This window comes from Ellagibacter isourolithinifaciens, from assembly GCF_008831035.1.
Classification (GTDB): Bacteria; Actinomycetota; Coriobacteriia; order Coriobacteriales; family Eggerthellaceae; genus Ellagibacter; species Ellagibacter isourolithinifaciens.
In genome coordinates this window covers 12,190-34,727 of sequence record NZ_WAJR01000024.1, presented here as the reverse complement: position 1 = coordinate 34,727, position 22,538 = coordinate 12,190, and the positions used below count along the sequence as shown (strand labels likewise).

The following is a 22,538-nucleotide window of genomic DNA, read 5'->3' as shown; positions in this document are numbered from 1 at the left end:
GTAAGATTCATCGCGAAGGGCCTTTCTCCCGCTTGCTTTGGCTTAGACACCCGCAAGCATACCGAAGGGCCCTTTTCCTTCGCTAGCAGATTTCTCGGCTGTTTTTCCTCAAAAACTTAACTCGCACATATCATGCAATCCCAAAAAAATAAATGGCAGATCATGCTAGCTCGCAACGCACGCGAGACGGCGCTTTTTGTCCAAAAGGGAAGGAGAAACTTGTCGGGGTAGTGGTGGGGGCACTGTCGACGCACCGACCAACTCCGTATTTGTGCGCAAATTCGTAATCGACTGCGCGGTGCGTTTCCCGTTGCGGGGAATGTCTTCGCTAAAGTCTCTTCCGCGTCGACCAGCGTGATTAAGCGGTGTCCGTTTCATGGTGCAGCGGATGGTCTTTCGGCGTGGGACAATACCTCCATCGCAAAGACGAGGAGGGCGAAGCTATGGGAACGATGATGATGTACAAGTGCAATGACTGCGGCTTTTCCAAAGAACTGCATCTCGAATCTGGAATGATGCTTCCAAATGCCAGTGAAAAACTTAAAGCTGCAATTGCGAGCGGCGAGTATGGTCCCGAGCTGAAGGGCGCGTACGAGGAGTGCGAGTTGCCGGTGGTATGCCCCGAGAGCAAAGTGTACGAATGCCCGAGGTGCGGATACTGGGACGTTTACCAAAACGCATCCGTCTACGAGCCGACGGACGTCGCGGCGGCTAGGAAGAAGCGGTTCGGTGCCAAGACGGTGGCGGAGTGGGGCGAGATTCCCTATGTCTTTGAGCACGAGCTCGAAAGCGACGAATACCGCCTTGCTCGAGAGTTCACGCCCTCTTGTCCAAAGTGCGGCGAAGGCATGCATACGCATCAAAGTCATGCCGTGAAAAACGGAGGGGCAGCCAAACTCAAATGCCCTCATTGCGGGGCGTCGAACGGAAGCTTAGAGTTTTTCGGATGTTGGGATTAGCGAGAGGTCAATCATGCTTGAGGAATATGGACGCGTGCGAGTGATAGAAACTGGCATGTATGGCACCATTGTCGACTGGCGGCCAGGCGACAACCATTGCGAGGTCGAGCTGGACGGCTGGCAGCATGAGGGGCAAATCGATGGAGGCCGGCGGTTTCCGTATACCTTTATGGTTACCGGCCTCGAAGAGCTTATCGAAGTTGGTCGAGAAGGCAGGAGGGCATTGTTCGATGACTTCGATACTTTGGTTGTCTCGTCTCGCTGTTACATGGATTTATTTCGCTCCCCGACAATTGTAATCAGGCGAATAGGCAACGATGTCGAGGTTATCGTGCAAAGCTGGGGGCTTGATACAAATGAGAAGAAAACTGTCAGGGGAAGTGAGGCGGCCATAGTGGTCTCCTCGGTGTTTGCCACCCATGCCGATAGGTGGGTCGATCTTTTTGCGCCTGAATATGCTGTGAGCGACGGATATTTATGGACGATGACGGTTTATTCGGGAAGTCGTTTCTTTGCTTGCGAGGGGGGCAACGTCACTCCGGTCGAGCTGGTCGATCTCCTTTATGCAGTCGCCGATGTTGGTCTGCCGCTTGCTTGGGATGGTGGTGCGATCCTTCTTCCGGATGAAAGCAAATCCGACGACATACAATGAGGGCTCCTACGGGTAGGCCCCACGGGTGTTCGCAAATAAAAAACGCCGGCAACTGTTGGGTTGCCGGCGTTTGTGACTGAGTCGTTGGGCGACGCTTTCTGGAATCACCCTCATATGAGGTGGCTCCCCTTACGCCTTTGTGCCGGAAGCGGCCTTCTTCGGGGAAGATGCTTCTTCCTTGGCGTCGCTTGCGGTGCGAGCGAGGATGTTCGCGTAAATCGCGCCGGAGATGTTATGCCACACGCTGAACACGGCGCCAGGCACGGCGGCAAGCGGCATAGACGCGAAGTGCATGGTTGCAAGCGAGGTGGCAAGGCCGGAGTTCTGCATGCCCACCTCGATGGACAAGGTGCGCATCTGCGCCTTCGACAGACCAAGGGCGCGGCCGACCCCGTAGCCGAGCGCATAACCGCACACGTTGTGCAGCATGACGACCACGATGATCAGCCAGCCGACCGTCATGAGCTTCGCGGCGTTTGCGGACACGACTGCCATGATGATGAGGGAAATCGCGATAACGGACACAAGCGGAAGCACCTTCGAGCAGGTCTGCGCGACCTTAGAAGCCACAGCGTTGATGATGAAGCCCAAGGCGATCGGCACGAGCACGACCTGCACGATGGACATGAGCATGCTCACGTAGGACACATCGACCGCCTGGCCGGCGAGCAGAAGCACGAGTGCCGGAGTGACGACAGGTGCCATGATAGTCGTGCACGCGGTCATACCGACGGAAAGCGCGACGTCGCCCTTGGACAGGTACGTCATGACGTTGGAGGACGTACCGCCTGGGCAGCAGCCGACGAGCATGACGCCCACGGCGAGCTCGGTGGGCAGCTGGAAGACCAGGCAGAGCACCCACGCGATGAGCGGCATGATGATGAATTGTGACAGGATACCGGTGATCACAGCCTTCGGCTTGGTGAACACCACTTTAAAGTCGGAGAGCTTGAGCGTCATGCCCATGCCAAACATAACGATGCCGAGGAGCGGGTTCACCCAGCTTGTGGGTAGGATCGCATGAACCGGTTCGGGGACAACCAGCGCGATAATGGCGACCAGTAGTGCAATAATGGCCATCCATTTGCCGGCAAAGTCGCTGATTTTCTCAAGTACTTTCATTTCCAAACCTTTCCTGCGTAAAAAAAACAAGCCACACCTGGTTGGGATGCGGCTCGAAACTAGGACAAGGCGGTAGTGTAGCGGTTTGTTACCTATTTGTTAACTATGAATTTGAAAAAACTACCCTATTAATTCAATAGGATTTCGCGAAAAAGCCCTGCTGGCAGCTTGGAGCTCCCCAGCAGGGCTGTGACGGGGATACCGTTGCTAGTCCCCGATCATCTCGGATAGCGTGCGCCAACCGAGCTCGGCGCACTTCACGCGGGCGGGCATGCGGGAGATGCTCTCGAGCTCGGCCGCCTCGTCGAGATCTTCTCGCTCGTCCTCGGTAAGCTTTTCGCCCTTCACCATCTTCAGGAACAGCCCGCACAAACGACGCGCCTCCTCGACGGTCTCGCCCGTTACGAGGTCGGCCATCATGTCGGCGGATGCCTGCGAGACAGCGCATCCGTGGCCCGTGAACGCGGCCTCCTCGATTACGCCGTTTTCCACGCGCAGCTTCAAGACCAGCTCATCGCCGCAGCTGGGGTTCACGCCCTCGTGCTCGTCGGTGGCGTTTTCCAGGTCGTATTTGTAATCCGGGTGCGCATTGTGCTCCATGAGCGCCGCGGTGTAGATATTACCCATTGAAAGTACTCCAAACGTTCTTCAGGCCGGCGATCAGCTTGTCCACGTCGCCCTTGTCGTTGTAGAAGGCCAGGCTCGCGCGGCAGCATGCCAGGTTTTCCACGCCGAGCCAGGTGAGCAGGGGCTGCGCGCAGTGATGGCCTGCGCGGATGGCCACCTGATCCATATCGAGGATGCTCGCCACGTCGTGCGGGTGAATTCCGCGCACGTTGAAGCTGATGACCCCATGGTGGTCTTCGGGGCGCGGGCTGCCGATGATGTCGATGTAGGGCAGCTGCGCCATCTCTTCCATACAATATTTCACGAGCGCCTTTTCGCGGGCGCCGATCACATCGAGTCCGACCGACTCCACGTACGCGATCGCCGCGGCCGTGGCGTAGATTCCCGCCGCGTCCTGCGTGCCGGCCTCGAACTTCTCGGGGACAGGCGCCCAGGTGGCGTCCTGCTCGGTGACGGAATCGATCATCTCGCCGCCGGTCAGGAAAGGCGGCATGGCGCGCAGCAGTTCGTCTTTGCCCCACAGCACGCCCATACCGAAGGGTCCGAAGATCTTGTGCGCGGAAAGCGCGAAGAAGTCGGCGCCGATCTCTTCCACGTTCACGGGAATGTGCGGCGTGGATTGCGCGCCGTCGACGACGAAGTAACCACCCTGCTCGTGGACGCGACGTCCCAGCTCAACGACGGGATTTTCCACGCCAAGCACATTGGAGACATGCACGACGGAGAGAATCTTCGTCTTCGGCCCGATTTTCTTGTCCATCTCTTCCGGCTGGATGATGCCGTCCTCGTCGGGATAGAGGTAGACGAGCTTCGCGCCTGCATCGCGGCACGCCTGCTGCCAGGGGATGAGGTTGGAATGGTGCTCCATGATGGTGATGCACACTTCATCGCCCGGCTCAAGCACGGTGGGGGCGAAGGCCTTCGCAACGATGTTGAGCGACTCGGATGCGTTGCGCGTGAGCACGATGTCGTGCCAGTCGGGCGCGCCGATGAACTTGGCGACGCGATGGCGCGCCACCTCGATGGCCTCGGTGGCCTCGACCGACAGGCGGTATAGGCCGCGAAGTGCGTTCGCGTTCATCTCCTCGTAGAACCGGCGCTGCGCATCGAGCACGGTCTTGGGGCGCTGCGCGGTGGCGGCACTGTCGAGAAACGCCAGGTCGGGATGATTCGCCAGAAGCGGGAAGTCGCGCTTGTAGGGGTTCTCCGCGATGTTGGCGGCGCATACGATGTCGCTCGCTGTGGCAGAGGTTGCGGCAGCGTGCGCGGCGTCGGCGATCGCGCACGCGGTGGTGTCGCTTGCGGCCTGCTCGGCGGCGCGTGCGATAAGGGAATCGGTTTGGCTCATGTTACATCGCCTCTTCGTCTGTGCCCACGAGTTCGAAGGGCACGTTCAGTTCTGCGGCAAGGCGCGCAACCGAGGCGCGCACCTGGGCGTCCGGCGCGTTGATGGCCGCTTCCTCAAGGGTTGCGTTCGCGAACAGCCGCTCGGCAGCTTCCTGGGAAATGCCGCGTGTCATCAGGTAGTTCATCTGCTCGGGACGAACGTGGCCGATGGTGGCCCCGTGGTTGCCCGCTACGTCGTCCTCGTCGCACAGGATGGTGGGGATGGTCTTGTTGACCACCTTCTCGTCGGCAAGGAGCACCGTCTCGCGCTCGGTGCCTTCCGCGCCCTTGCAGCCGTGCACCAGATCGATCGTGCCGCGCAGCACCTTGCGGGATCTGTCGGCTAAAACGCCGTTGGCATCGAGGTTGCAGGTGGTCTTCTTGCCGCGATGGCGCACGATGTAGTTGAAGTCGCGGCGCTCGTCGCCGTGTCCCAGGTAGCGCGTGCGGATGGTGGCGTCTGAACGGTCTCCGCGCAGGTCGCACGCAAGGCCGGTGTAGGACTGCCCAGCGCCGAGCACGCGGTGGTCGACCTGGATGCGCGCATCCTCGCAGGCGATGTACCCCTCGCCGTCGAGGGCGAGCCAACTCTGCCCGAGCGTGTGGATGGTCGCCACGTTCACCCGTGCGTTCTTGCCGGCGAACACGCGGGCGTACAGACCGATGACGCCCGCACCGGCGTCGGAGGAGTCAAACGCGACGTTGAGCGTGATGGTGGAGTTCTCCGCCGCCACGATATCGACGCAGGCCACGTTCGCCTTGCCGTCGATGCCGTTGACGCGGATGGTGGCGTGTTCCGTGGCGCCCGCCTTGGTGGCGAGCACGGTGCGACCCTCGCGAGCCCCGCCGACCTCTTCCAGATAGGCTGCGGCTTCGTCGCCTAGGGCGCACTCGAAGGTGCCGGCGATGCTTTGCGCCATCTCCTCTTCCACGGCGCGCTTCTCGAACACGGAGAGCGCGGGGATGTCCAGGTCGTGAGGGTCTACGTCAGGGCGGACCGCCTGCAGGATGGCGCGCGCATCGGGCGCGGTCTTCGCGTTCGCGGCGTCGAGCTCGGCCTGGGCGGCTGCTACTGCCGCGTCGAAGGCGTCCTGCGGGCCAAGGATCGCCTCGTCGGCCTCGACTACGACGGAGCGCGCGGCTTCGAGCCCCTCGGGCACGTTGACGGTCGTCTCGTTCATATGCAGCTGATGCCACGTCGCTGCGGGCATCGCGTTCACGTGATTCAAAGTGAGGGCGCCCATTATCCAATCGCCCCTTCCATTTCAAGCTTGATGAGGTTGTTCATTTCCACGGCGTATTCGAGGGGCAGCTCCTTCGAGACCGGGTCGGCGAAGCCGTTCACGATCATCGTGCGTGCCTCTTCCTCGGGAATGCCGCGGCTCATCAGGTAGAACACCTTGTCGTCGCCGATGCGGCCGATGGTCGCCTCGTGGCCCACGTCGACGTGCTTGCAGCGGATGTCCATCGCGGGGATGGTGTCGGAGCGGCTGTGGTCGTCCAACATAAGCGACTGGCACGACACGCTCGCGACCGAGTTCTCCGCGGCGGGAGTTGCCACGACCGAGCTGCGGAACGTCGACACGCCGCCGCCCTTCGAGATCGACTTCGTCTCGATGGCCGCCGTCGTCTCAGGCGCCGCCAGGACGACCTTGCAGCCGGTGTCGAGGTTTTGGCCGGTACCTGCGAAGGTGATGCCGGTGAAGGTGCAGCGCGACTTGCGCCCCTTCAGAATCGACATCGGGTACAGATAGCCCACGTGGCTGCCGAAGGAGCCGGAAACCCACTCGATCTGGCCGCCCTCGTCGCACACCGCGCGCTTGGTGTTCAGGTTGTACATGTTCTTCGACCAGTTCTCGATGGTCGAATAGCGCAGCTTGGCGTTCTTGCCCACGAACAGCTCGACCGCGCCCGCGTGCAGGTTCGCCACGTTGTATTTAGGTGCCGAACATCCTTCGATGAAGTGCAGGTCAGCGCCGTCTTCCACGATGATGAGCGTGTGCTCGAATTGCCCTGCGCCCTTCGCGTTCAGGCGGAAGTAGCTTTGCAGCGGGAAGTCGAGCTTGGTATCTTTCGGGACGTACACGAAGCTGCCGCCCGACCATACCGCGCCGTGGAGCGCCGCGAACTTATGGTCGGTCGGGGGGATGAGCGTCATGAATTTGTCGTGGATGAGCTCCTCCCACTTCGGGTCGTGCAGCGCCTCCTCGATGCCCGAGTATACGATGCCCATGCGCGACGCGGTGTCCTGCATGTTGTGATACACGAGCTCGGAGTCGTACTGCGCGCCGACGCCAGCCAGGTAGCTGCGCTCGGCCTCGGGGATGCCCAGGCGGTCGAAGGTGTTCTTCACGTCGTCGGGCAGGGAGTCCCAATCGCTTTTCTGGTCGGTGTTGGGTTTGACGTAGGTCACGATGTGGTCCATGTCCAGCCCGGCGATGGAGGGGCCCCAATCAGGGGTTCTGCTCTCGTGGTAGATCTCGAGCGACTTCAAGCGGTGCTCGAGCATCCAAGAGGGCTCGTCCTTTTTCGCGGAGATCTCGCGCACGATTTCGGGAGTGAGGCCGGCGTCGAGCTTCTCGGCCGCCTCCTCGCCGTATGAGAAGTCGTAGAGGCTGCGGTCGATGTCCGCGACCTCGGTGCGTTGCTTTGCCATGGTTGGGCCCCCTTACGCGTCGGCTTTGGGGGTTGCGGCCTGCTCGAAGCGCTCGAAGCCGTGCGCATCGATGTCGGCGATGAGCGCGGCGTCGTCCTCGTGCACCAGATGCCCCTTCACCATGACGTGCACGCGATCGACGTCGACGTGCTCCAAGATGCGGGTGTTGTGCGTGATGATGATGAGCGTGCCGTCGCAGGTCTTGCGATATTCCTGGATGCCGCGGGACACGACGCCGAGCGCGTCGACGTCGAGGCCGGAGTCGGTCTCGTCCAGGATGGCCAGCTTCGGCTTGAGAAGCAAAAGCTGCAGCATCTCGAGCTTCTTCTTCTCGCCGCCGGAAAAGCCCACGCCCAGCTCGCGGTCGAGATACGCCGGGTCGAAGTCGAGGCTTTTCGCCAGCTCGCGCACGTGCTTGCGGAATTCCTTGCCCTTCATGTTGAAGCCCTCGCGGCCCTCGACGGTGGCGCGCAGGAAGCTCGACAGCGGTACGCCGGGGATCTCGACCGGCGCCTGGAAGCTCAAGAAAAGGCCCGCGCGCGAGCGCTTATCGGGGGAAAGATCCGTAATATCTTGCCCGTCGAAGGTCACGGTGCCCGAAGTTACGCTATACTCAGGGTCGCCCATGATTACATGGCCGAGCGTCGATTTGCCGGCGCCGTTCGGGCCCATCATGACGTGCGTCTCGTGCGCACCGATCGCAAGGTCGATGTCGTGGAGAATGGGTTTGTCGCCTACTGAGGCCGATAGCCCCTGCAGTTTCAGCAGCGGGCTCGTTGCATTGGTTTCCATGAAATATGCCCCTCTCGTCTGTGCATAATCCTATGAATTTTCTAGGAATAAAATACCGCGACGCGCTAAAATGTCAAGTAATAGATTCCTTTCGCGCTAGAATAAGTATGCGAAATCGAGTCGGCCGCACCTGGGTTTTCCGAGGGCGAACCGTATCACGAGGGGGAAGTGAGGATAAACGATGCTGGTAACCACGAAGGGGCGCTACGCGATGCGCCTCATGATCCGCATTGCCCAGCAAGGCCCCGACGGGAAGGTTCCCCTGCGCAAAGTGGCCGAAGAGGAAGACATCTCGCTGAAATACCTCGAGCAGGTGGTTCGTCCGCTCATGGCCGCGGGGCTCGTGCGCAGCGTAAGGGGCAAAGGCGGCGGCTACGCGCTTGCCCGCGAGGCGTCCGAAATCCGCGCAGGCGACGTGCTGCGCGCGGCCGAGGGCTCCACGGTGCCCGTGGCGTGCAACGCGCTCGAGGACGACGTGGTCGGTTGCCCTCGCAAGGGAGAGTGCACGACGGTGCGCTTCTGGGCGGGGCTTGACCAGGTAATCGAGGAATACGTCGACTCGGCCACGCTCGCCGACTTCTTGGAGTACGCGCCCGAGCCCGGCATGGCCATCGAGGGCTGCTAGCTGGCAGTTTGCGGCTCGGCCGGCCAGCGTGGGTGCCGTGTGGGCTGAGAGACGGTGCGGCGGTATGCTTATTCCCGACGCCTCGCAGGGGGATGGCATCGCCCTGCGCCGCAAGTCTTGTGATGCGCGCTTTCCCCAAACCTGGTAAAGTTCGCGCATGGAAGACATTTTGTGCGACATATCGGCGTTTCGCTTTCATCGAACCCCTCCGCAGGTTCTAATGCTGTGCCCTCCTTACCCCGACAGGGCGACCGATAACAATCGTGCAGGCTTCAGGAACCATATACTCACCCATGAGATACTCGGTACCCCCGTCCATCTTTTAGCGACTGATCGCAAACGCCGACTGAACAATGTGAGTACGGTATCACACCTCGTTACAAACGAGTTGCCATTTGGGTGCATACAGCAAACTGACCTCGGTATTTCAACGGCAAGTCCTCTCTATTCACTATTTAATCTTGCCTCGCATGTTGACGAAAACCACCTTGTTATGGCGATGTACGAATTCTGCGGCACGTTTTCGATATTTCGGCCGAGCCCAGTTGTTGAAGCGCTTCTCGACAGCATCGACTCTTCCGAGCTGCTTCCCCGGTCATTCGGGTGGCGGCGAGTCAAAAGCTCTTCGGGGAGAAAGACCGACCTTTGGAGACGCGAACCCCTTATTGAACTGGGCGAATTGGGACAGTTCGCCGACGCCATGAAAAGCAAACGCGGGGGGCGGCGTTTCGCGCGCGCCGCGAAACGCGTGACCGGGGTTACCGCTTCGCCGTTTGAGGTTCAAGCTTCGATGCTCTTCTCGACGCAAAGATGCAAGGGCGGCGAGGGCTTTTCGGGCTTCGTTAACAACGAGCGAATTCCGCTTTCGACAAGCGCAAGGCGCATCTATGGGAAATCGACGTGCTACGCCGACCTGCTGTTCGACGTTCCCAACGGCGCAAGCCCGCTTATCGTCGAATGCCAGGGAAAAATGGTCCACGACGACCATGATTCGGCGATTTCGGATTCCGACAGGACGACCGCGCTTCAACAAATGGGCTTTACTGTCATGCCGCTTACTTATCGGCAGATATCCGATCGGGCAAACTTTGATACGGTGCGCAGGATGGTTGCAAGGCAAGTCGGAGTCGCATATCGAAGCAAAAGCTCCAAAGAGATTCGTTGCGAGATCGACCTGAGGCGCAACATCTTTATCGATTGGACAACTCTCGGGCGCTAAATTGTGCGCTTTTACTTCATCTGGGCGTTCCTATGCATAAATATGCGCGAAGTGCGTACCTTGCTAGCGCGTAAGTTAGCTTGCCGTTTCCAACTATGCGAATAAGCCCAGTTTGTCAGAGTTAAATCTCTTGGTTTAATGAGGGGGATGCTTTCAAGGGTACGCACTTCGCGCGTATTTGTGCACGCACCCCGAGGCAGCGACGTCTCCAGGTCGCTTGTGGCTATGGTGGGAGAGGGGGAGGACAACCTTGCAAGGTACTCGTCCGTGTCCTTTGAAAGTTATGCCACACTTGTGGAATTGATTATCTGCACGCTTGCGCAGGGCTGATTCCCCTATACAATGCAGAAAACGTGCTTTCCCTCGGGAGAGCTGCGTCATAACGCCGCCAATCAAACGCAATCTCAACTATAGAAGGAGGGGCGGGCTTGAAAAATGTGCTGCGCGTTCTCAAACGCGATTTCCTTCGCATCCTGAAAGCGCCGGCGTCGATTGTCGTCGTGCTCGCGCTCATCGTTCTGCCTTCCCTTTATACGTGGTTCAATGTCGTCGGCTTCTGGAACCCCTACGGTAACACCGGCAATCTGCGTGTTTGCGTGGTAAACGAGGACGCGGGGTCGTCGAGTGATCTTACGGGTGCGATTAACCTTGGCGACATGGTTGTCGAGCAATTGCACGACAACGACCAGCTCGGGTGGGATTTCGTCGATTACAACACCGCCATGGAGGCGGTGAAGTCGGGGCATGCCTATGCGGCGTTCGTGCTGCCCCGCGACTTCTCAGCCGACCTGCTCACGCTGCTCTCCGGCGACTTCCAGCAGCCTCAGCTTGAATACTACGTGAACGAGAAGATGAACCCCGTGTCGCCGAAGATCACCGACACGGGCGCGAACACGCTCGACACCACGATCAACTCCACGTTCGTCGCTACCGTCGCGAAAACGGTCACCGACGCGCTCGGCGAGGAAGTTGGCGTCGCGCAGGGCAAGATCGACGACGCGCACACGAACGCTCTCGCCGGGGTCGACAAGGCGCAACAGTCCATCTCCGGTGCCCGCGATTCCGTCCAGGGGCTTCGCGACGCGGCCGACCAGTCGCAAACGAAGGTGGCCGACGCTGCCTCGCTGCTCTCCGATGCGGACGAGGTGCTCGGCGATCTGAGCGGCCAGATGCTCATCGTCCAGTCGCTCATGGGCACCACGCAAACGGACGTCTCGAAACTGACGTCGGGCCTTATGGGCGCGATGGACTCGGGGTCGATTTTCCTTTCCCAGTCGGCCGCCAAGGTGAACACGGCCATCGGTGGCGCTGCGGGTTCTGTGACCGAGGCGCAGGGGCGCGTCGATGGCGCGATCGCCCAGGGCAACGCCATGGTGTCGGCAAGCCGGGCGGTTGTGGCCCAGATGGAGGCGCTCGTTGCCCAGATGGACGACAACGACCCCAACAAAGCAAGCCTCGAGAAGACGATCGAACGGCTGAAGCAGTCGAACACGAATGCCTCGCAGTCGCTCTCCGAGCTCTCCGACATGAGCGCCGACATGGGCCGCGTGGCGGAGTCGGTCTCTTCGGCGTCCGACTCGGTGAACACCGCCGTGCAAACCACCATCTCGAACGCGGACTCCTATCGCGGGACGCTCTCTTCCGACACGTTCCCCGCCATCAACGCGGGCGTGGGGAACTTGAACGTCGCGGTGGGGAACCTGGCTGCGGCGGCATCGGCGCAACGCGTGCTTGTCGACCAGGCGATTTCGCTCACGGGCCAGCTTTCAGAGACGCTCGCGACGGCGAGAAGCGCGCTCGACCAGACCGATGGCGTGCTCGCCGACCGGCAGACGAGCATCGACACGGTGAAGACCGACCTCGTGGCGCTGAAGACTTCAACGGCAATCACCGATTTCTTCGGCGACGGCACGACGATCGACGCCGAGAAGGTGGCGAGCTTCATGCAATCGCCGACCGAGGTGAAGACCGAGTACCTCTTCCCCCTGAACGCGTACGGTTCGGGCATGGCGCCGCTGTTCATCAACATGTCGCTGTGGATCGGTGTGTTCATGCTCATGGTGATTATGCGCATCGAGGTGGACGACGAGGGCATCGAGAACCTCACGGCTGCGCAGCGCTACATCGCGCGCTACCTGTTCTTCGGGGGGATGGTGTCGCTGCAGGCGATCGTGTGCTGCGTCGGGTGCCTCGCCATCGGCGTGCAATGCGAGTCGGTGGCGCTGTTCCTCCTGACGGCGGTGCTCGCGTCGCTCACATACCTGGCTATCCAGCTTACCCTGTCGACCACCTTGCAGCATATCGGCAAGGGCATCTGCGTCATCTTGATCTTCGTGCAGATCCCGGGCGCGACGGGTTTGTACCCCATCGAGATGACGTCGCCGTTCTTCCAGTTCATCTACCCCTTCTTCCCGTTCACCTACGGCATCAACGCCCTGCGCGAGACGATTGCCGGGTTCTACGGCCTCGAGTGGGTGTCGCTTATCGCGCACCTGGGAATCTTCTTCGCGATCTTCCTGGCAATCGGGCTGGCTTTGAGACCGTACTTCTCGAACCTTATCCGTATGTTCTCGCGCGAGATCGAGCGCTCCGATATCATCAACGGCGAAGAGGTGCACCTGCCCGAGCGCCGTTTCCGCGTCGCCCAGCTCGTGCGCGTGCTTTCCGACCGCGAGGATTTCCGCCACCATATCGCCGACCATGCCGCGCGATTCATCTGCTGGTATCCGCGCCTGAAGCGCGGCGCGCTCATCGTCGGCATCGCGGTGCCGGCGGTCATCGCCGTCGTGTTCGCAGTGACGGCGATGGAGAAGGTCGTCGTCTTGACGCTGTGGCTCGTGTGGCTCGTGCTCGTGCTCACGTTCCTGGTGGTGGTCGAGTTTATCCGTGACAATATCGAGCGTCAGGCGTCGTTAAACGCCATGACCGACGACGAGGTCCGCACGCTGTTCGCGGCGCGCAAGGTGTTCATGCAGCCTACCATGGTGGGTGCGTCCGCCGGCGGGGCTTCGACGCGGAGCTCTGCGACTGCTTATTCGCGGACGAGCGCGCTCGACGAGAAGGACAGCGCCAAGCTCGATGCGCTTATGGCCGAGCTGCTCTCGCGCGGGAGCAAGGAGGTCGTCGGCAGGCATGCTCATGGCAGGACGGATCATGGGGAAGGTGCGGGCGTTGGGAAGTCGGCGGGCGCGAAAGCGGAGAGTCTGAAGGGTGCCGCCGGCGTTGTGAACGCGACGAACGTGGGTACCGCGGGTGCTGCTGATGCCGCGGGTGCCGCGGGCGATTCCGCGCCGGGTGGCAAGGCTGTCGCAGGAAGCTCCACGCCTCCTTCCGCGTCTGGATCGAAGTCGGATGAGAATGGGGAGGTGCGATAGATGAGGAATATCTGGCGCATCTTCAAGACCGACATGAAGCACCTGTTCAACAACTCGATCTCGGTGATTATCGTGATAGGGCTCGTGTTCTTGCCCTCGATCTTCACGTGGTACAACGTCATCGCGTGCTGGGACGCGTTCGGCAACACCGGCAACCTCACCGTCGCCGTGGCGAACACCGACGAGGGCTACGAGAGCGACCTCGTTCCGCTCGAGATCAACGTCGGCGACAAGGTGGTGAGCGCGCTTCGTGCGAACGACCAGCTCAACTGGACATTCACGACCGAAGAAGACGCGATCGACGGCGCGCAGTCCGGGCGTTACTACGCCGCCGTGGTGATTCCCCAAAGCTTCAGCCGCGACATGATGACGTTCTATTCCGACGAGGTCGAGCACGCGAACATCATCTACTACACCAATGAGAAGAAGAACGCCATCGCGCCGAAGGTCACCGACCAAGGTGCTGATCAGGTGTCGAACCAGGTGAACCAGGTCTTTTTGGAAACGCTTTCCGATGTGGCGCTCTCCATCGTCTCGTCGCTTTCGAAGTATTCCCAAGACGCCGATCTCTCTGGCGCGGTGGGAACGCTTGCCGACCATGTGGACGGCATGGCGGGGCAGATGACGGGTGCGGCGTCGGTGTTGGGGATGTATTCCCAGCTCATCGACTCGTCGCAGTCGCTTATCTCCCAGTCGGGCACGCTGCTCGGGCAGACACGCGACGAGGCGGCGAAGGTCGGCGACATCGCGAAGGGCGGCGGTGCGGGCGTCTCCGACATCGCGAGCGCGCTCTCGACGTCGGCCGATTCCCTTTCGCAGGCCATTTCCGCATCCGCCGAGAGCTACAAGGGCATTAGCGCCCAGATCAGCGATGTGTACGACAGCGCGGGCGATCTGACGGGTGACACTTCGCAGCATCTGCGCAACCAGGCGGCAGTCGTTGAGACCGAGATCGGGGACTTGAACTCGATCATCAGCGCGCTTGAGGGAATCCAGGGGAGCATCGATGGGCAGTACGCCCCCTTAGTCGAGAGCATGATCTCCCAGCTGGAGCAGTCGGTGTCGCTCCTCCAACAGCTTTCGGACTCGCTGTATCAGGCGGCTGACAACATCCAGTCGGGCTACGACGATGCCGTGGCGCAACGAGCTGAGATCCAGGAGCTTGCGGACAAGGCCGCGGCCAGCCTCAACGATGTGAAAACGGAATACAACGACAACGTCAAGCCGGGTTTGGACGAGCTTTCCGCGTCGGTGTCGAGCATGGTTTCCACGCTTCAGAGCAGCGCCGCGAAGCTTGATGCCGCGGGCGGCGAGATAAGCGGCGACGCGGATTCCGTCGCGTCCAAGCTCTCCGGTGCGAAGGCGAAGCTCGCCGATGCGCAAAACGAGCTCACCTCGACGGCGGGTGAGCTCACGACGCTGAGCGGCAACCTGCGTTCGGCTCTCGCAAGCGGCAACGTCGAGAAGCTGCGCGAGGTCATCGGTTCGAACCCCGCGGTGCTTGCCTCTGCCGTGACGACACCTGTGGCGCTCGATCGCCATGCGGTGTTCCCGGCCGACAACTTCGGCTCGCAGATGGCGCCGCTCTATACGACGCTTGCGCTGTGGATCGGCTCGCTGCTTATGATGGTGGCGATCAAGCCGGCGGTTTCGAAGCGAGGGCTTGCCGAGCTTGACAACCCCAAGCCGCGCGAGCTCTACTTTGGGCGCTACTGCGTGGTGGCGGTGCTGTCGCTTTTGCAGACCACCTGCGTGGGCCTTGGCAACATGCTGTTCTTGGGAGTGCAGGTGAGCCATCCGCTGTTGTTCATGCTGTGCTTCTGGGTGTCGGGTTTGGTGTATTCCTTGTTCATCTACACGTTGGTGCTTGCGTTCGCGAACCTGGGCAAGGCAATTGCCGTCCTGTTTCTCATCTTGCAGGTGACGGCGGGCGGCGGTGCGTATCCGCTGCAGGTGTTGCCCGAGTTCTTCCAAATCGCAAGCCCGTTCATGCCGGCGACGCATACCATCAACGCCATGCGCGCGGCCATGATGGGCATCTACAACGGCGATTTCTTTACCGAGATGGGCATGCTGCTCCTGTTCGTGTTGCCGTCGCTTCTTCTGGGTCTTGTGCTGCGCAAGCCCCTCGAGGGCTTCATGAGCTGGTTCGTGGAGAAGGTCGAAGAGTCGAAGATGATTGCGTAAGCGTTTGGGCTGCGGGACTCGGGGGCTGTTGTGACTGTCCGAAGCTCGCTGTGGGCTGCAGTCGAGCGAGCTCTTCCTCGACTGCAGCCTATCGGGTCTTGACCCCCTGATATCGGTGCGGGCCGAGCTGACCTCTCCTGAGGAACACCCGCAACTGGGCGAACCTGTTCAGCTCGTCCGCAGCCAGTCGGGCTGTCGCCCTCGCTAGCCGAGTTCTATGCTGTCCGCGCCGTCAATGCGCAGGTCAGCGGCGTAGAACGCCTGAAGTGCGCGGGTCGCGAGCGTCACATCGCGCACGCCGATAGTCTCGAAGCTCGAGTGCATGGCGAGTTGCGGCAGCCCGACATCGACGCCGTGCATGCTCACCTGGGTGTTCGACAAATTCCCCAACGTGGAGCCGCCTGGTGAGTCGCTCCTGTTCGCGAAGGCCTGGTAGGGGATTTCCGCGTTGTCGCAGATCGCGCAGAAAGCGGCGCGGCTGAAGGCGTCGGTGCAGTATTTCTGGTTGGACGCTTCTTTTACCACGATGCCTCGGTTCAGGAACACGCGGTTGCCCTCATCGAAGCGCTCGGGGTGGTTGGGGTTTACGGCGTGTGCGTTGTCGCAGCTCACGAGCATCGATTTCGCGATGGCGCAACGCAGATCCTCACAGGAGCGGCCCAGTGCCGCGTTCAGGCGCGAAAGCGTGTCGGCGAGAAGCGTCGACATGGCACCCTGCTTGGTGTTCGAGCCGACCTCCTCGTTGTCGAAGCATGCGAAGACCGAGATGCTACGATCGTTTTCGGCGGCGAGGAACGCTTCGAGCGCGGTGTATGCGCAGGCCAGGTCGTCGAATTTCGGGGAGGAGGCGAACTCGCCCGCAGCGCCCCAGATGCACGGCTGCTGGCGGTTGACGAGGAACAGGTCGCGCGCGACGATGTCGCTCTCGGAGATTCCCAGCTCGTCGGCGATTATCGCGTCGAAGGTGGATTTGCCAAGCGCACCTGCGGAGAAGAGCGGGCAGAGGTCGACCTGGCGATTCGGCGAGAACTGCTGGTTGATGTCGCGCTGGATATGCGGCGGCATGCTGGGGATGAGCGCAAGCGGCTCGGCAGATTCGTACAGGCGGCTTTCCACGCGATTGCCGTTTTTCACCATTACGCGGCCCGCAATCCCAAGGGGCCTATCGAACCACGTGTAATCGACGGCGCCGCCGTACACCTCCACATTGAGTCGCCGCGATTCGCCCGGCCCTGTGAGCTCGGCGTTTGACTTGATTTTGAAGGTGGGCGAGTCACCATGCGATGCGGTGATCTGGAAGTGGTAGTCCTCGAGCGAGGTTCCCACCTTGAAGGCGATGACGCTCGAGCTGTTGCGCGTCGTGTAGTATGCGCCGCCTTGCTCGATGCTCCACGGCTGGGCCTCGGGAAGATAGGTGAACCCCGCTGCGGTCAGGCGTTTTCCGATTGTTGAAGCAGTGTGGAACATGCTTGGGCATTCCTCGATGAAGTCGAGGAGCTCTTGTGCTGTGCGGGCGTCCTGCGGCGTTGGTTTTATGCCGCCTGCGCGGACATCCTGCGGCATCGGCTCGGCGATGCCTGAGTGGGCATCCTGCGGCGCCGCCTTGGTGCCGTTTTGGCTCTCTTGCGTCATTTCGACCGTCCCTTCGAATCGTCTGCCCCAGTCTAGCACGACCCGACCCGACTAGACTTTAGCCTCTGGATTCGACGCGTCGGCATTGCCGCCGGCAAGATTTCGCGGGCGCCCAGGTCACCTGCTTCTCTTTGTGGCGCCTTGCTCGGCGCGCTTTGCTGATGAGATGGCCGCCTCTGTAGCCCTCTTCACGCTTGTGAACAGGGGCTTTGCTTCGCGAGCAACGCTTTTTGCGGCACCGCTCGCGACATGGGCGGCTGCGGTAGCTCCTCGCGCGAAGCCTTTTGCGACCTCGGGAGCGCTCGTCGCTGCCATCTCGGCCGCTTCCCGGGCTATAGCTCCCGTTTTGAGGGCGGCGTCCTTCGCCTTCTCGCCCGCTTTGCCCGCTGTTCGTTTTGCGGTGTTTGCGGCGAGGTCTGCCGCCTTGGAGGCCGCCTCGTCGAGGCGCTCTTCCAAAGGGGTTGCCGTGCGGCCTGTGTAGTTTCTATTTCCCTTGCTCACAAGTGCTGCTCCGCCGACGATTGCCGCAACACCCGGCCCAGGGAGCACGAGCATGGGAATTCCCGCTGCCGTAAGTGCACTTCCTGCCGCGACTTGCGCTATGCCTTTCGCTTTCTTTGCGAACGTTGCCTCGCCTTCCATAGGAAGGACTTCGGGAATCACAACCTGGCTTTCTGCAGGCGTTGCGTCTGTTGCTGCGTTTTCAGGCATCTCGGCTCCTTCACTTGGCTTCGCGCTAAGGGTAGCGGCACGGAGGGCGAAATCGTTCATTTGAAACGAATCCGTTGCCGAGTGTCGCCACGCATTGTGGAAGTCGACCTTTGCCCAGGTCGTATGCTTGTGTGAAATCGCCAGCCCGCGGTTCGACTCTTCATGTGCATGCGCTATACTACTTGCCACATATATGGACAGTTCGAAAACCTCCTGTCGGTAAACAAAACTAGGGAGCGTCGGACGCCGCTGGCCGGTTGAGCTGGGGTCGTCTGGCGCGTTGTGTGGGAACGAACGGCTTGGGCTGGGTGCTCGTGCATGTAAGGCGTTGGGCGCGGGTCGCGCCGATTGCGCTTGCGGCGTGTGTCGCTCGCGAGGCATGCGCGGCGTTCGGGAGCTCGGCTCACCCGCAGCGATTGACACCCTGCGGGTCGCATGCGCAGCTCGCGGCGCACAGCGTTCCGCTTGGCTGTTGCTCGCCGTTCCTACACCTAGGTTTCCCCGCGGAGGTTTTCACTTATGTGAAAGGGACGCCGATGTACGGGCTTAAAACCGAGAGCAGCTTCGATGCTGCTCATTTCCTCACCGACTATCACGGCAAATGCGAGAATCTCCACGGCCACCGCTGGCGTGTGGTTGCCTATTTGGAGCAGGAGGAGCTCCAGACGCAGGGCACGCACAAGGACATGGTGATCGACTTCGCTGATTTCAAGGGCGCTCTGCGCGACCTGACCGAAGCCTTCGACCACTCGTTCGTGGTGGAAGAGGGCTCGCTTGCTCCCGATACGCTCGCGTGCCTCGAGCGCGAGGGATTCTCGCTCTCGATGGTTCCCTTCCGCACGACGGCGGAAAACTTCGCCCGCTATTTTTACGGGAAACTGGCGGACGCGGGATTCCCCGTGTCGCAGGTCGACGTGTACGAGACCCCCAACAACTGCGCGATCTACCGTGGCTAGCGATCGGGATATTGTGGGCTCGCAGACGCAGGCAGCAGGCGAGGTGAACGCGGGCTCGCAGACTGCGGGCGTGTCGGGGCGCGATGCAGCACATGGGTCGGCTGCGCTCGCGTCCCTCGAAGCGAGCGCGGATTGCACGCTTCCCGTTGCCGAGCGCTTCGTCAGCGTGAATGGGGAAGGGCGCGCCGCGGGCAAACTCGCCGCCTTCATCCGCTTCACGGGGTGCAACCTGGCGTGTTCGTACTGCGACACCATGTGGGCAAACGCGCCCGCTGCCGCGGATCACGCCGAGCGCGTATCGGTCGCGGACCTCGTCGCGTGGGCGCGCGAGACGCGAGTGGAGTGCATCACCCTCACGGGCGGCGAGCCTGCGCTGCAGCCTGAGCTTCCCCGCCTCGTGCGCGCGCTGCTTGCCGAGCCCGGCCCCCTCGGGCGCGGGCTTCGGGTGGAAATCGAGACGAATGGTGCCGCTGACCTGTGCGAACTCGCAAGCTTGCGCGAGGAGTGCGCGTCGCTTCCCGGCAGCCTCACGTTCACGGTCGATTGGAAGCTCCCCGCAAGCGGCATGGAGGATCGCATGCTGTGCGAGAACTTTGCGCTCCTTGACGCGCGCGACACCGTGAAGTTCGTCTGCGGCGGGGAAGGCGACCTGGTCCGCATGCTGGAAGTGTCGCGCGAGCTGGGTCTTCCCAATCGCGTGCCGGTGTATTTGAGCCCCGTGTTCGGACGCCTCGACCCTGCGCGCATCGTAGATTTCATGCAAGACAACAACCTCACCTGGGCCACCGCGCAGCTGCAGCTGCACAAGATTATCTGGCCGGGTGTCGAGAAGGGAGTGTAGCCTCGTGGCCACTATCGAAGAGAAGGCGCTCGTTTTGTGCTCGGGCGGCGTGGACTCGACCACGCTGCTCGCCATGGCGGTTTCGCGTTACGGCGCCAAGAATGTGTACGCGCTTTCCATTTCCTATGGTCAGCGCCATAACAAGGAAATAGAGAGCGCGAAGGCGGTTGCCGCGCATTACGGTGTGGAGCAGCGCTTCTTGGACTTGGGGGCCATCTTCGCCGACAGCGATTGCAGCCTGCTCTCGCATTCCTCGCAAGACATCCCCGAGGAAAGCTATGCCGACCAGCTCGCCGAAAGCGATGGCAAGCCGGTGAGCACCTACGTCCCCTTCCGCAACGGGCTCTTCCTCTCGGCGGCGGCTTCGATGGCGCTCTCGCTCGGGTGCGGCGCGATCTACTACGGTGCGCACCACGACGACTGGGCGGGCAACGCCTATCCCGATTGCTCGCGTGAGTTCGTCGACGCGATGAACCGCGCGATTGTGGAAGGAACGGGCGGCGAGCTGCATCTTTGCGCGCCGTTTGTGGAAATGTCGAAGGCTGATATCGTCGCGCGCGGCATTGAGCTGGGCGTTCCCTACGAGCTCACTTGGAGCTGCTACGAGGGTGGCGACTACCCTTGCGGTGCGTGCGGGACGTGCATCGACCGCAACCGCGCGTTCGAGGCGAACGGGATGCGCGACCCGCTGCTCGACAGGCTCGACGCTGAGTGGGCGGCAGCAAACGCGGAAGGGGAGGAATAGCATGGCGAACATGACGGGCGCGATGGACGCGACGAACGCGGCGAACGAGAAACCGCAGCGCGAGGGGACCGACGACCTGTCGCTTTTGGGCAACCAGGGAGTGCGCTACCCGCAGACTTACGACCCGAGCGTCCTCGAGACCTTCGAGAACAAGCACCCGGGCAATGACTACTTCGTGAAGTTCAACTGCCCCGAGTTCACCAGCCTGTGCCCGATCACCGGGCAGCCCGACTTCGCCACGATCTACATCGCTTATGTGCCGGGTGAGCGCATGGTTGAGAGCAAGAGCCTGAAGCTGTACCTGTTCAGCTTCCGCAACCACGGGGACTTTCATGAGGACTGCGTGAACGTCATCATGAAGGACCTCATCAAGCTGATGGATCCGAAGTATATCGAGGTCTGGGGCAAGTTCCTGCCGCGCGGGGGCATCTCTATCGACCCGTATTGCAACTACGGGAAGCCGGGCACGCGCTGGGAGGACGTGGCCTGGGAGCGCTTGTCTCATCACGACCTTTACCCCGAGAAGGTGGACAACCGCTAAAGGGGCGCGCGGGTAGGGGGCACGAGCGGGCGATGCGCACGGCCTGCGGCGACTCGTGACTCGATCTGCGGGCTGCCTTGCTGCCGTGCCCGCGCCCCGCGACGTCGCTTCGCCCTCTGTGCAACACGAACACGAGGGGCCGCCTGTAGTTCAAAACCGCAGGCGGCCCCTCGTTTATTAGGGTCCAAACTGTCGTGCGACTACTTCACCGCGTCAAAGCCCTGCTCAAGGTCGGCCAAGATGTCCTTGATGTTTTCGGTGCCGATAGACAGGCGAATCGTCGTGGGGGAGATGCCCGCGGCCTCAAGCTCCTTGTCGGTCAGCTGCGAGTGCGTGGTCGACGCCGGATGGATGACAAGGCTTTTCACGTCCGCCACGTTCGCGAGCAGGCTGAACAGCTTCAGGCTCTCGGTGAACTTGCAAGCGGTCTCGGCCGTGCCCTTGATCTCGAACGTGAAGATGGAAGCAGCTCCGTTGGGATAGTACTCGTTGTAGAGCTCCTTCGCGCGGCCGGTCGAAAGCGATGGGTGGTTCACGCGCTCGACCTGCGGGTGGCTGTTCAGGAAGTCGACGACCTTAAGCGCGTTCTCGACGTGGCGCTCGACGCGCAGAGAGAGCGTTTCCAGTCCCTGGAGCAGGATAAACGCGTTGAAAGGGGACAGCGTTGCGCCCTGGTCGCGCAGGAGCGTGGCGCGCGCCTTGGTGATATAGGCGGCCTCGCCTGCGGCTTCGGTGAACACGACGCCGTGGTAGCTCGGGTTCGGCTTCGCGACGCCGGGGAACTTGTCGGCGTTGCCAGCCCAATCGAACTTGCCCGCATCGATGATCACGCCGCCCATCGCCGTGCCATGTCCGCCGATGAATTTCGTGGCGGACGCGACCACCACGTCGGCGCCGTGCTCAATCGGGCGCAGCAGGTAGGGCGTCGAGAAGGTGTCGTCCACGACGAGCGGAAGATTGTGCTTGTGCGCGATGGCGGCCCAGCCCTCGATGTCGAGTACGTCGGAATTCGGGTTGCCGAGCGTCTCCGCGTAGAGGAGCTTGGTGTTGTCCTGGATGGCGGCTTCGACGGCGTCGAGGTCGGCAGGGTTCACGAACGTGGTGGAAAGTCCCTGTTCGGAAAGGGTGTGCTCGAACAGATTGAGCGTGCCTCCGTAAAGGTTGGTGGAGGAGACGATATGGTCGCCAACCGTGGCGATGTTCTGCACCGCGATGGTGATGGCGGCCGAGCCGGTGGCGACACCAAGCGCTCCGACGCCGCCCTCGAGTGCGGCGATGCGCTCCTCGAAAACGGAAACGGTGGGGTTGGTCAGGCGGGAATAGATGTTGCCCGGCTCAGTGAGTCCGAAGCGCCCGGCTGCGGTCGCGGCGTCTTTGAACACGAAGGAGGACGTCAGGTAGATCGGCACGGCGCGTGCATCGGTCGCAGGGTCGGGGTTTTCCTGTCCGGCGTGAATCTGCAGGGTCTCGAACGAGTAAGCGTTCTCTTTTTCAGACATGTCGTTATCTCCTA

At 61.4% G+C, this 22,538-nt stretch carries 19 protein-coding genes; 10 read left to right on the top strand and 9 right to left on the bottom strand.

Features of this window, described 5'->3' with window-relative positions:
* The first annotated feature begins 443 nt into the window (after positions 1-443).
* Both F8C90_RS08575 and F8C90_RS08570 read left to right on the top strand, forming a co-directional pair.
* Complete coding sequence (locus F8C90_RS08575) at positions 444-959, top strand: hypothetical protein (RefSeq protein ID WP_158050104.1); 516 nt, start codon at positions 444-446, stop codon at positions 957-959.
* A 13-nt stretch (positions 960-972) separates the two neighbouring features.
* Positions 973-1,611 (top strand): hypothetical protein, encoded by a 639-nt coding sequence (locus F8C90_RS08570; protein WP_158050103.1) that lies wholly within the window; start codon positions 973-975, stop codon positions 1,609-1,611.
* Positions 1,612-1,740: 129 nt separating this feature from the next.
* On the opposite strand, the gene F8C90_RS08565 is transcribed toward F8C90_RS08570, so the two are convergent.
* The 6 genes from F8C90_RS08565 to sufC all read right to left on the bottom strand — a co-directional run bounded on the left by F8C90_RS08565 (position 1,741) and on the right by sufC (position 8,194).
* Entirely contained in the window at positions 1,741-2,733 is a 993-nt protein-coding gene (locus F8C90_RS08565; protein WP_158050102.1) for a bile acid:sodium symporter family protein, read from the bottom strand.
* A gap of 207 nt (positions 2,734-2,940) precedes the next feature.
* A complete protein-coding gene (gene sufU, locus F8C90_RS08560) occupies positions 2,941-3,360 on the bottom strand; it encodes a Fe-S cluster assembly sulfur transfer protein SufU (RefSeq protein WP_158050101.1) in 420 nt (139 codons plus the stop codon).
* Positions 3,353-4,708, bottom strand: a complete 1,356-nt coding sequence (locus tag F8C90_RS08555) for an aminotransferase class V-fold PLP-dependent enzyme (protein ID WP_158050100.1) — start codon at positions 4,706-4,708, stop codon at positions 3,353-3,355. Before F8C90_RS08555 ends, sufU begins: the two co-directional genes overlap by 8 nt.
* Position 4,709: 1 nt before the next feature.
* The gene (locus tag F8C90_RS08550; RefSeq protein ID WP_158050099.1) at positions 4,710-5,990 is read right to left on the bottom strand and encodes a SufB/SufD family protein; all 1,281 of its coding nucleotides are present in this window, start codon (positions 5,988-5,990) and stop codon (positions 4,710-4,712) included.
* Positions 5,990-7,402 (bottom strand): Fe-S cluster assembly protein SufB, encoded by a 1,413-nt coding sequence (gene sufB / locus F8C90_RS08545; protein ID WP_158050098.1) that lies wholly within the window; start codon positions 7,400-7,402, stop codon positions 5,990-5,992. Before sufB ends, F8C90_RS08550 begins: the two co-directional genes overlap by 1 nt.
* Positions 7,403-7,414: 12 nt before the next feature.
* Complete coding sequence (gene sufC, locus F8C90_RS08540; RefSeq protein WP_158050097.1) at positions 7,415-8,194, bottom strand: Fe-S cluster assembly ATPase SufC; 780 nt, start codon at positions 8,192-8,194, stop codon at positions 7,415-7,417.
* A 181-nt stretch (positions 8,195-8,375) separates the two neighbouring features.
* Here sufC and F8C90_RS08535 point away from each other — a divergent pair, with 181 nt between their 5' ends.
* From F8C90_RS08535 to F8C90_RS08520, 4 genes are all read left to right on the top strand, one after another.
* Positions 8,376-8,819, top strand: a complete 444-nt coding sequence (locus F8C90_RS08535; protein WP_158050096.1) for an RrF2 family transcriptional regulator — start codon at positions 8,376-8,378, stop codon at positions 8,817-8,819.
* Between the two features lie 157 nt (positions 8,820-8,976).
* The gene (locus F8C90_RS08530) at positions 8,977-10,038 is read left to right on the top strand and encodes a hypothetical protein (protein ID WP_158050095.1); all 1,062 of its coding nucleotides are present in this window, start codon (positions 8,977-8,979) and stop codon (positions 10,036-10,038) included.
* 437 nt (positions 10,039-10,475) lie between these two features.
* Positions 10,476-13,412: a YhgE/Pip domain-containing protein gene (locus F8C90_RS08525; protein ID WP_246155869.1), complete on the top strand. Its 2,937-nt coding sequence runs from the start codon at positions 10,476-10,478 to the stop codon at positions 13,410-13,412.
* Complete coding sequence (locus F8C90_RS08520) at positions 13,413-15,599, top strand: YhgE/Pip domain-containing protein (protein WP_158050093.1); 2,187 nt, start codon at positions 13,413-13,415, stop codon at positions 15,597-15,599.
* A gap of 204 nt (positions 15,600-15,803) precedes the next feature.
* On the opposite strand, the gene F8C90_RS08515 is transcribed toward F8C90_RS08520, so the two are convergent.
* Together F8C90_RS08515 and F8C90_RS08510 are read right to left on the bottom strand one after the other, a co-directional pair.
* A complete protein-coding gene (locus tag F8C90_RS08515; RefSeq protein ID WP_246155868.1) occupies positions 15,804-17,231 on the bottom strand; it encodes a M18 family aminopeptidase in 1,428 nt (475 codons plus the stop codon).
* A 117-nt stretch (positions 17,232-17,348) separates the two neighbouring features.
* Positions 17,349-17,942, bottom strand: coding sequence for a hypothetical protein (locus F8C90_RS08510; RefSeq protein ID WP_158050092.1), 594 nt, complete (start codon positions 17,940-17,942; stop codon positions 17,349-17,351).
* 536 nt (positions 17,943-18,478) lie between these two features.
* Between F8C90_RS08510 and F8C90_RS08505 the strand changes: the two genes are divergently transcribed.
* The 4 genes from F8C90_RS08505 to queF are packed head-to-tail and all read left to right on the top strand — an operon-like array spanning position 18,479 to position 21,025.
* Positions 18,479-18,898 carry a 6-pyruvoyl trahydropterin synthase family protein gene (locus F8C90_RS08505; protein WP_158050091.1) on the top strand — a complete coding sequence of 140 codons (420 nt, stop codon included), beginning with the start codon at positions 18,479-18,481 and terminating at the stop codon, positions 18,896-18,898.
* Positions 18,891-19,739 carry a radical SAM protein gene (locus F8C90_RS08500; protein ID WP_211361074.1) on the top strand — a complete coding sequence of 283 codons (849 nt, stop codon included), beginning with the start codon at positions 18,891-18,893 and terminating at the stop codon, positions 19,737-19,739. Before F8C90_RS08505 ends, F8C90_RS08500 begins: the two co-directional genes overlap by 8 nt.
* 4 nt (positions 19,740-19,743) lie before the next feature.
* Positions 19,744-20,484 carry a 7-cyano-7-deazaguanine synthase QueC gene (gene queC, locus F8C90_RS08495; RefSeq protein ID WP_246155867.1) on the top strand — a complete coding sequence of 247 codons (741 nt, stop codon included), beginning with the start codon at positions 19,744-19,746 and terminating at the stop codon, positions 20,482-20,484.
* Between the two features lies 1 nt (position 20,485).
* Positions 20,486-21,025, top strand: a complete 540-nt coding sequence (gene queF, locus F8C90_RS08490; protein ID WP_281350331.1) for a preQ(1) synthase — start codon at positions 20,486-20,488, stop codon at positions 21,023-21,025.
* Between the two features lie 200 nt (positions 21,026-21,225).
* Here queF and F8C90_RS08485 read toward each other — a convergent pair whose 3' ends face one another.
* On the bottom strand, positions 21,226-22,524 hold the full coding sequence (locus F8C90_RS08485) for an O-acetylhomoserine aminocarboxypropyltransferase/cysteine synthase family protein (protein WP_158050090.1): 1,299 nt from the start codon (positions 22,522-22,524) through the stop codon (positions 21,226-21,228).
* Positions 22,525-22,538: the final 14 nt, after the last annotated feature.

What these genes read in the sequence shown, in the direction of transcription:
- F8C90_RS08530 (WP_158050095.1), top strand. Translation starts at nt 8,977, where the DNA reads ATGGAAGACATTTTGTGCGACATATCGGCGTTTCGCTTTCATCGAACC.
- F8C90_RS08565 (WP_158050102.1), bottom strand. Translation starts at nt 2,733, where the DNA reads ATGAAAGTACTTGAGAAAATCAGCGACTTTGCCGGCAAATGGATGGCC.
- F8C90_RS08485 (WP_158050090.1), bottom strand. Translation starts at nt 22,524, where the DNA reads ATGTCTGAAAAAGAGAACGCTTACTCGTTCGAGACCCTGCAGATTCAC.
- sufU (WP_158050101.1), bottom strand. Translation starts at nt 3,360, where the DNA reads ATGGGTAATATCTACACCGCGGCGCTCATGGAGCACAATGCGCACCCG.
- F8C90_RS08535 (WP_158050096.1), top strand. Translation starts at nt 8,376, where the DNA reads ATGCTGGTAACCACGAAGGGGCGCTACGCGATGCGCCTCATGATCCGC.
- F8C90_RS08505 (WP_158050091.1), top strand. Translation starts at nt 18,479, where the DNA reads ATGTACGGGCTTAAAACCGAGAGCAGCTTCGATGCTGCTCATTTCCTC.
- F8C90_RS08520 (WP_158050093.1), top strand. Translation starts at nt 13,413, where the DNA reads ATGAGGAATATCTGGCGCATCTTCAAGACCGACATGAAGCACCTGTTC.
- F8C90_RS08575 (WP_158050104.1), top strand. Translation starts at nt 444, where the DNA reads ATGGGAACGATGATGATGTACAAGTGCAATGACTGCGGCTTTTCCAAA.
- F8C90_RS08510 (WP_158050092.1), bottom strand. Translation starts at nt 17,942, where the DNA reads ATGCCTGAAAACGCAGCAACAGACGCAACGCCTGCAGAAAGCCAGGTT.
- F8C90_RS08570 (WP_158050103.1), top strand. Translation starts at nt 973, where the DNA reads ATGCTTGAGGAATATGGACGCGTGCGAGTGATAGAAACTGGCATGTAT.
- queF (WP_281350331.1), top strand. Translation starts at nt 20,486, where the DNA reads ATGGCGAACATGACGGGCGCGATGGACGCGACGAACGCGGCGAACGAG.
- sufC (WP_158050097.1), bottom strand. Translation starts at nt 8,194, where the DNA reads ATGGAAACCAATGCAACGAGCCCGCTGCTGAAACTGCAGGGGCTATCG.
- F8C90_RS08555 (WP_158050100.1), bottom strand. Translation starts at nt 4,708, where the DNA reads ATGAGCCAAACCGATTCCCTTATCGCACGCGCCGCCGAGCAGGCCGCA.
- sufB (WP_158050098.1), bottom strand. Translation starts at nt 7,402, where the DNA reads ATGGCAAAGCAACGCACCGAGGTCGCGGACATCGACCGCAGCCTCTAC.
- F8C90_RS08515 (WP_246155868.1), bottom strand. Translation starts at nt 17,231, where the DNA reads ATGACGCAAGAGAGCCAAAACGGCACCAAGGCGGCGCCGCAGGATGCC.
- F8C90_RS08550 (WP_158050099.1), bottom strand. Translation starts at nt 5,990, where the DNA reads ATGGGCGCCCTCACTTTGAATCACGTGAACGCGATGCCCGCAGCGACG.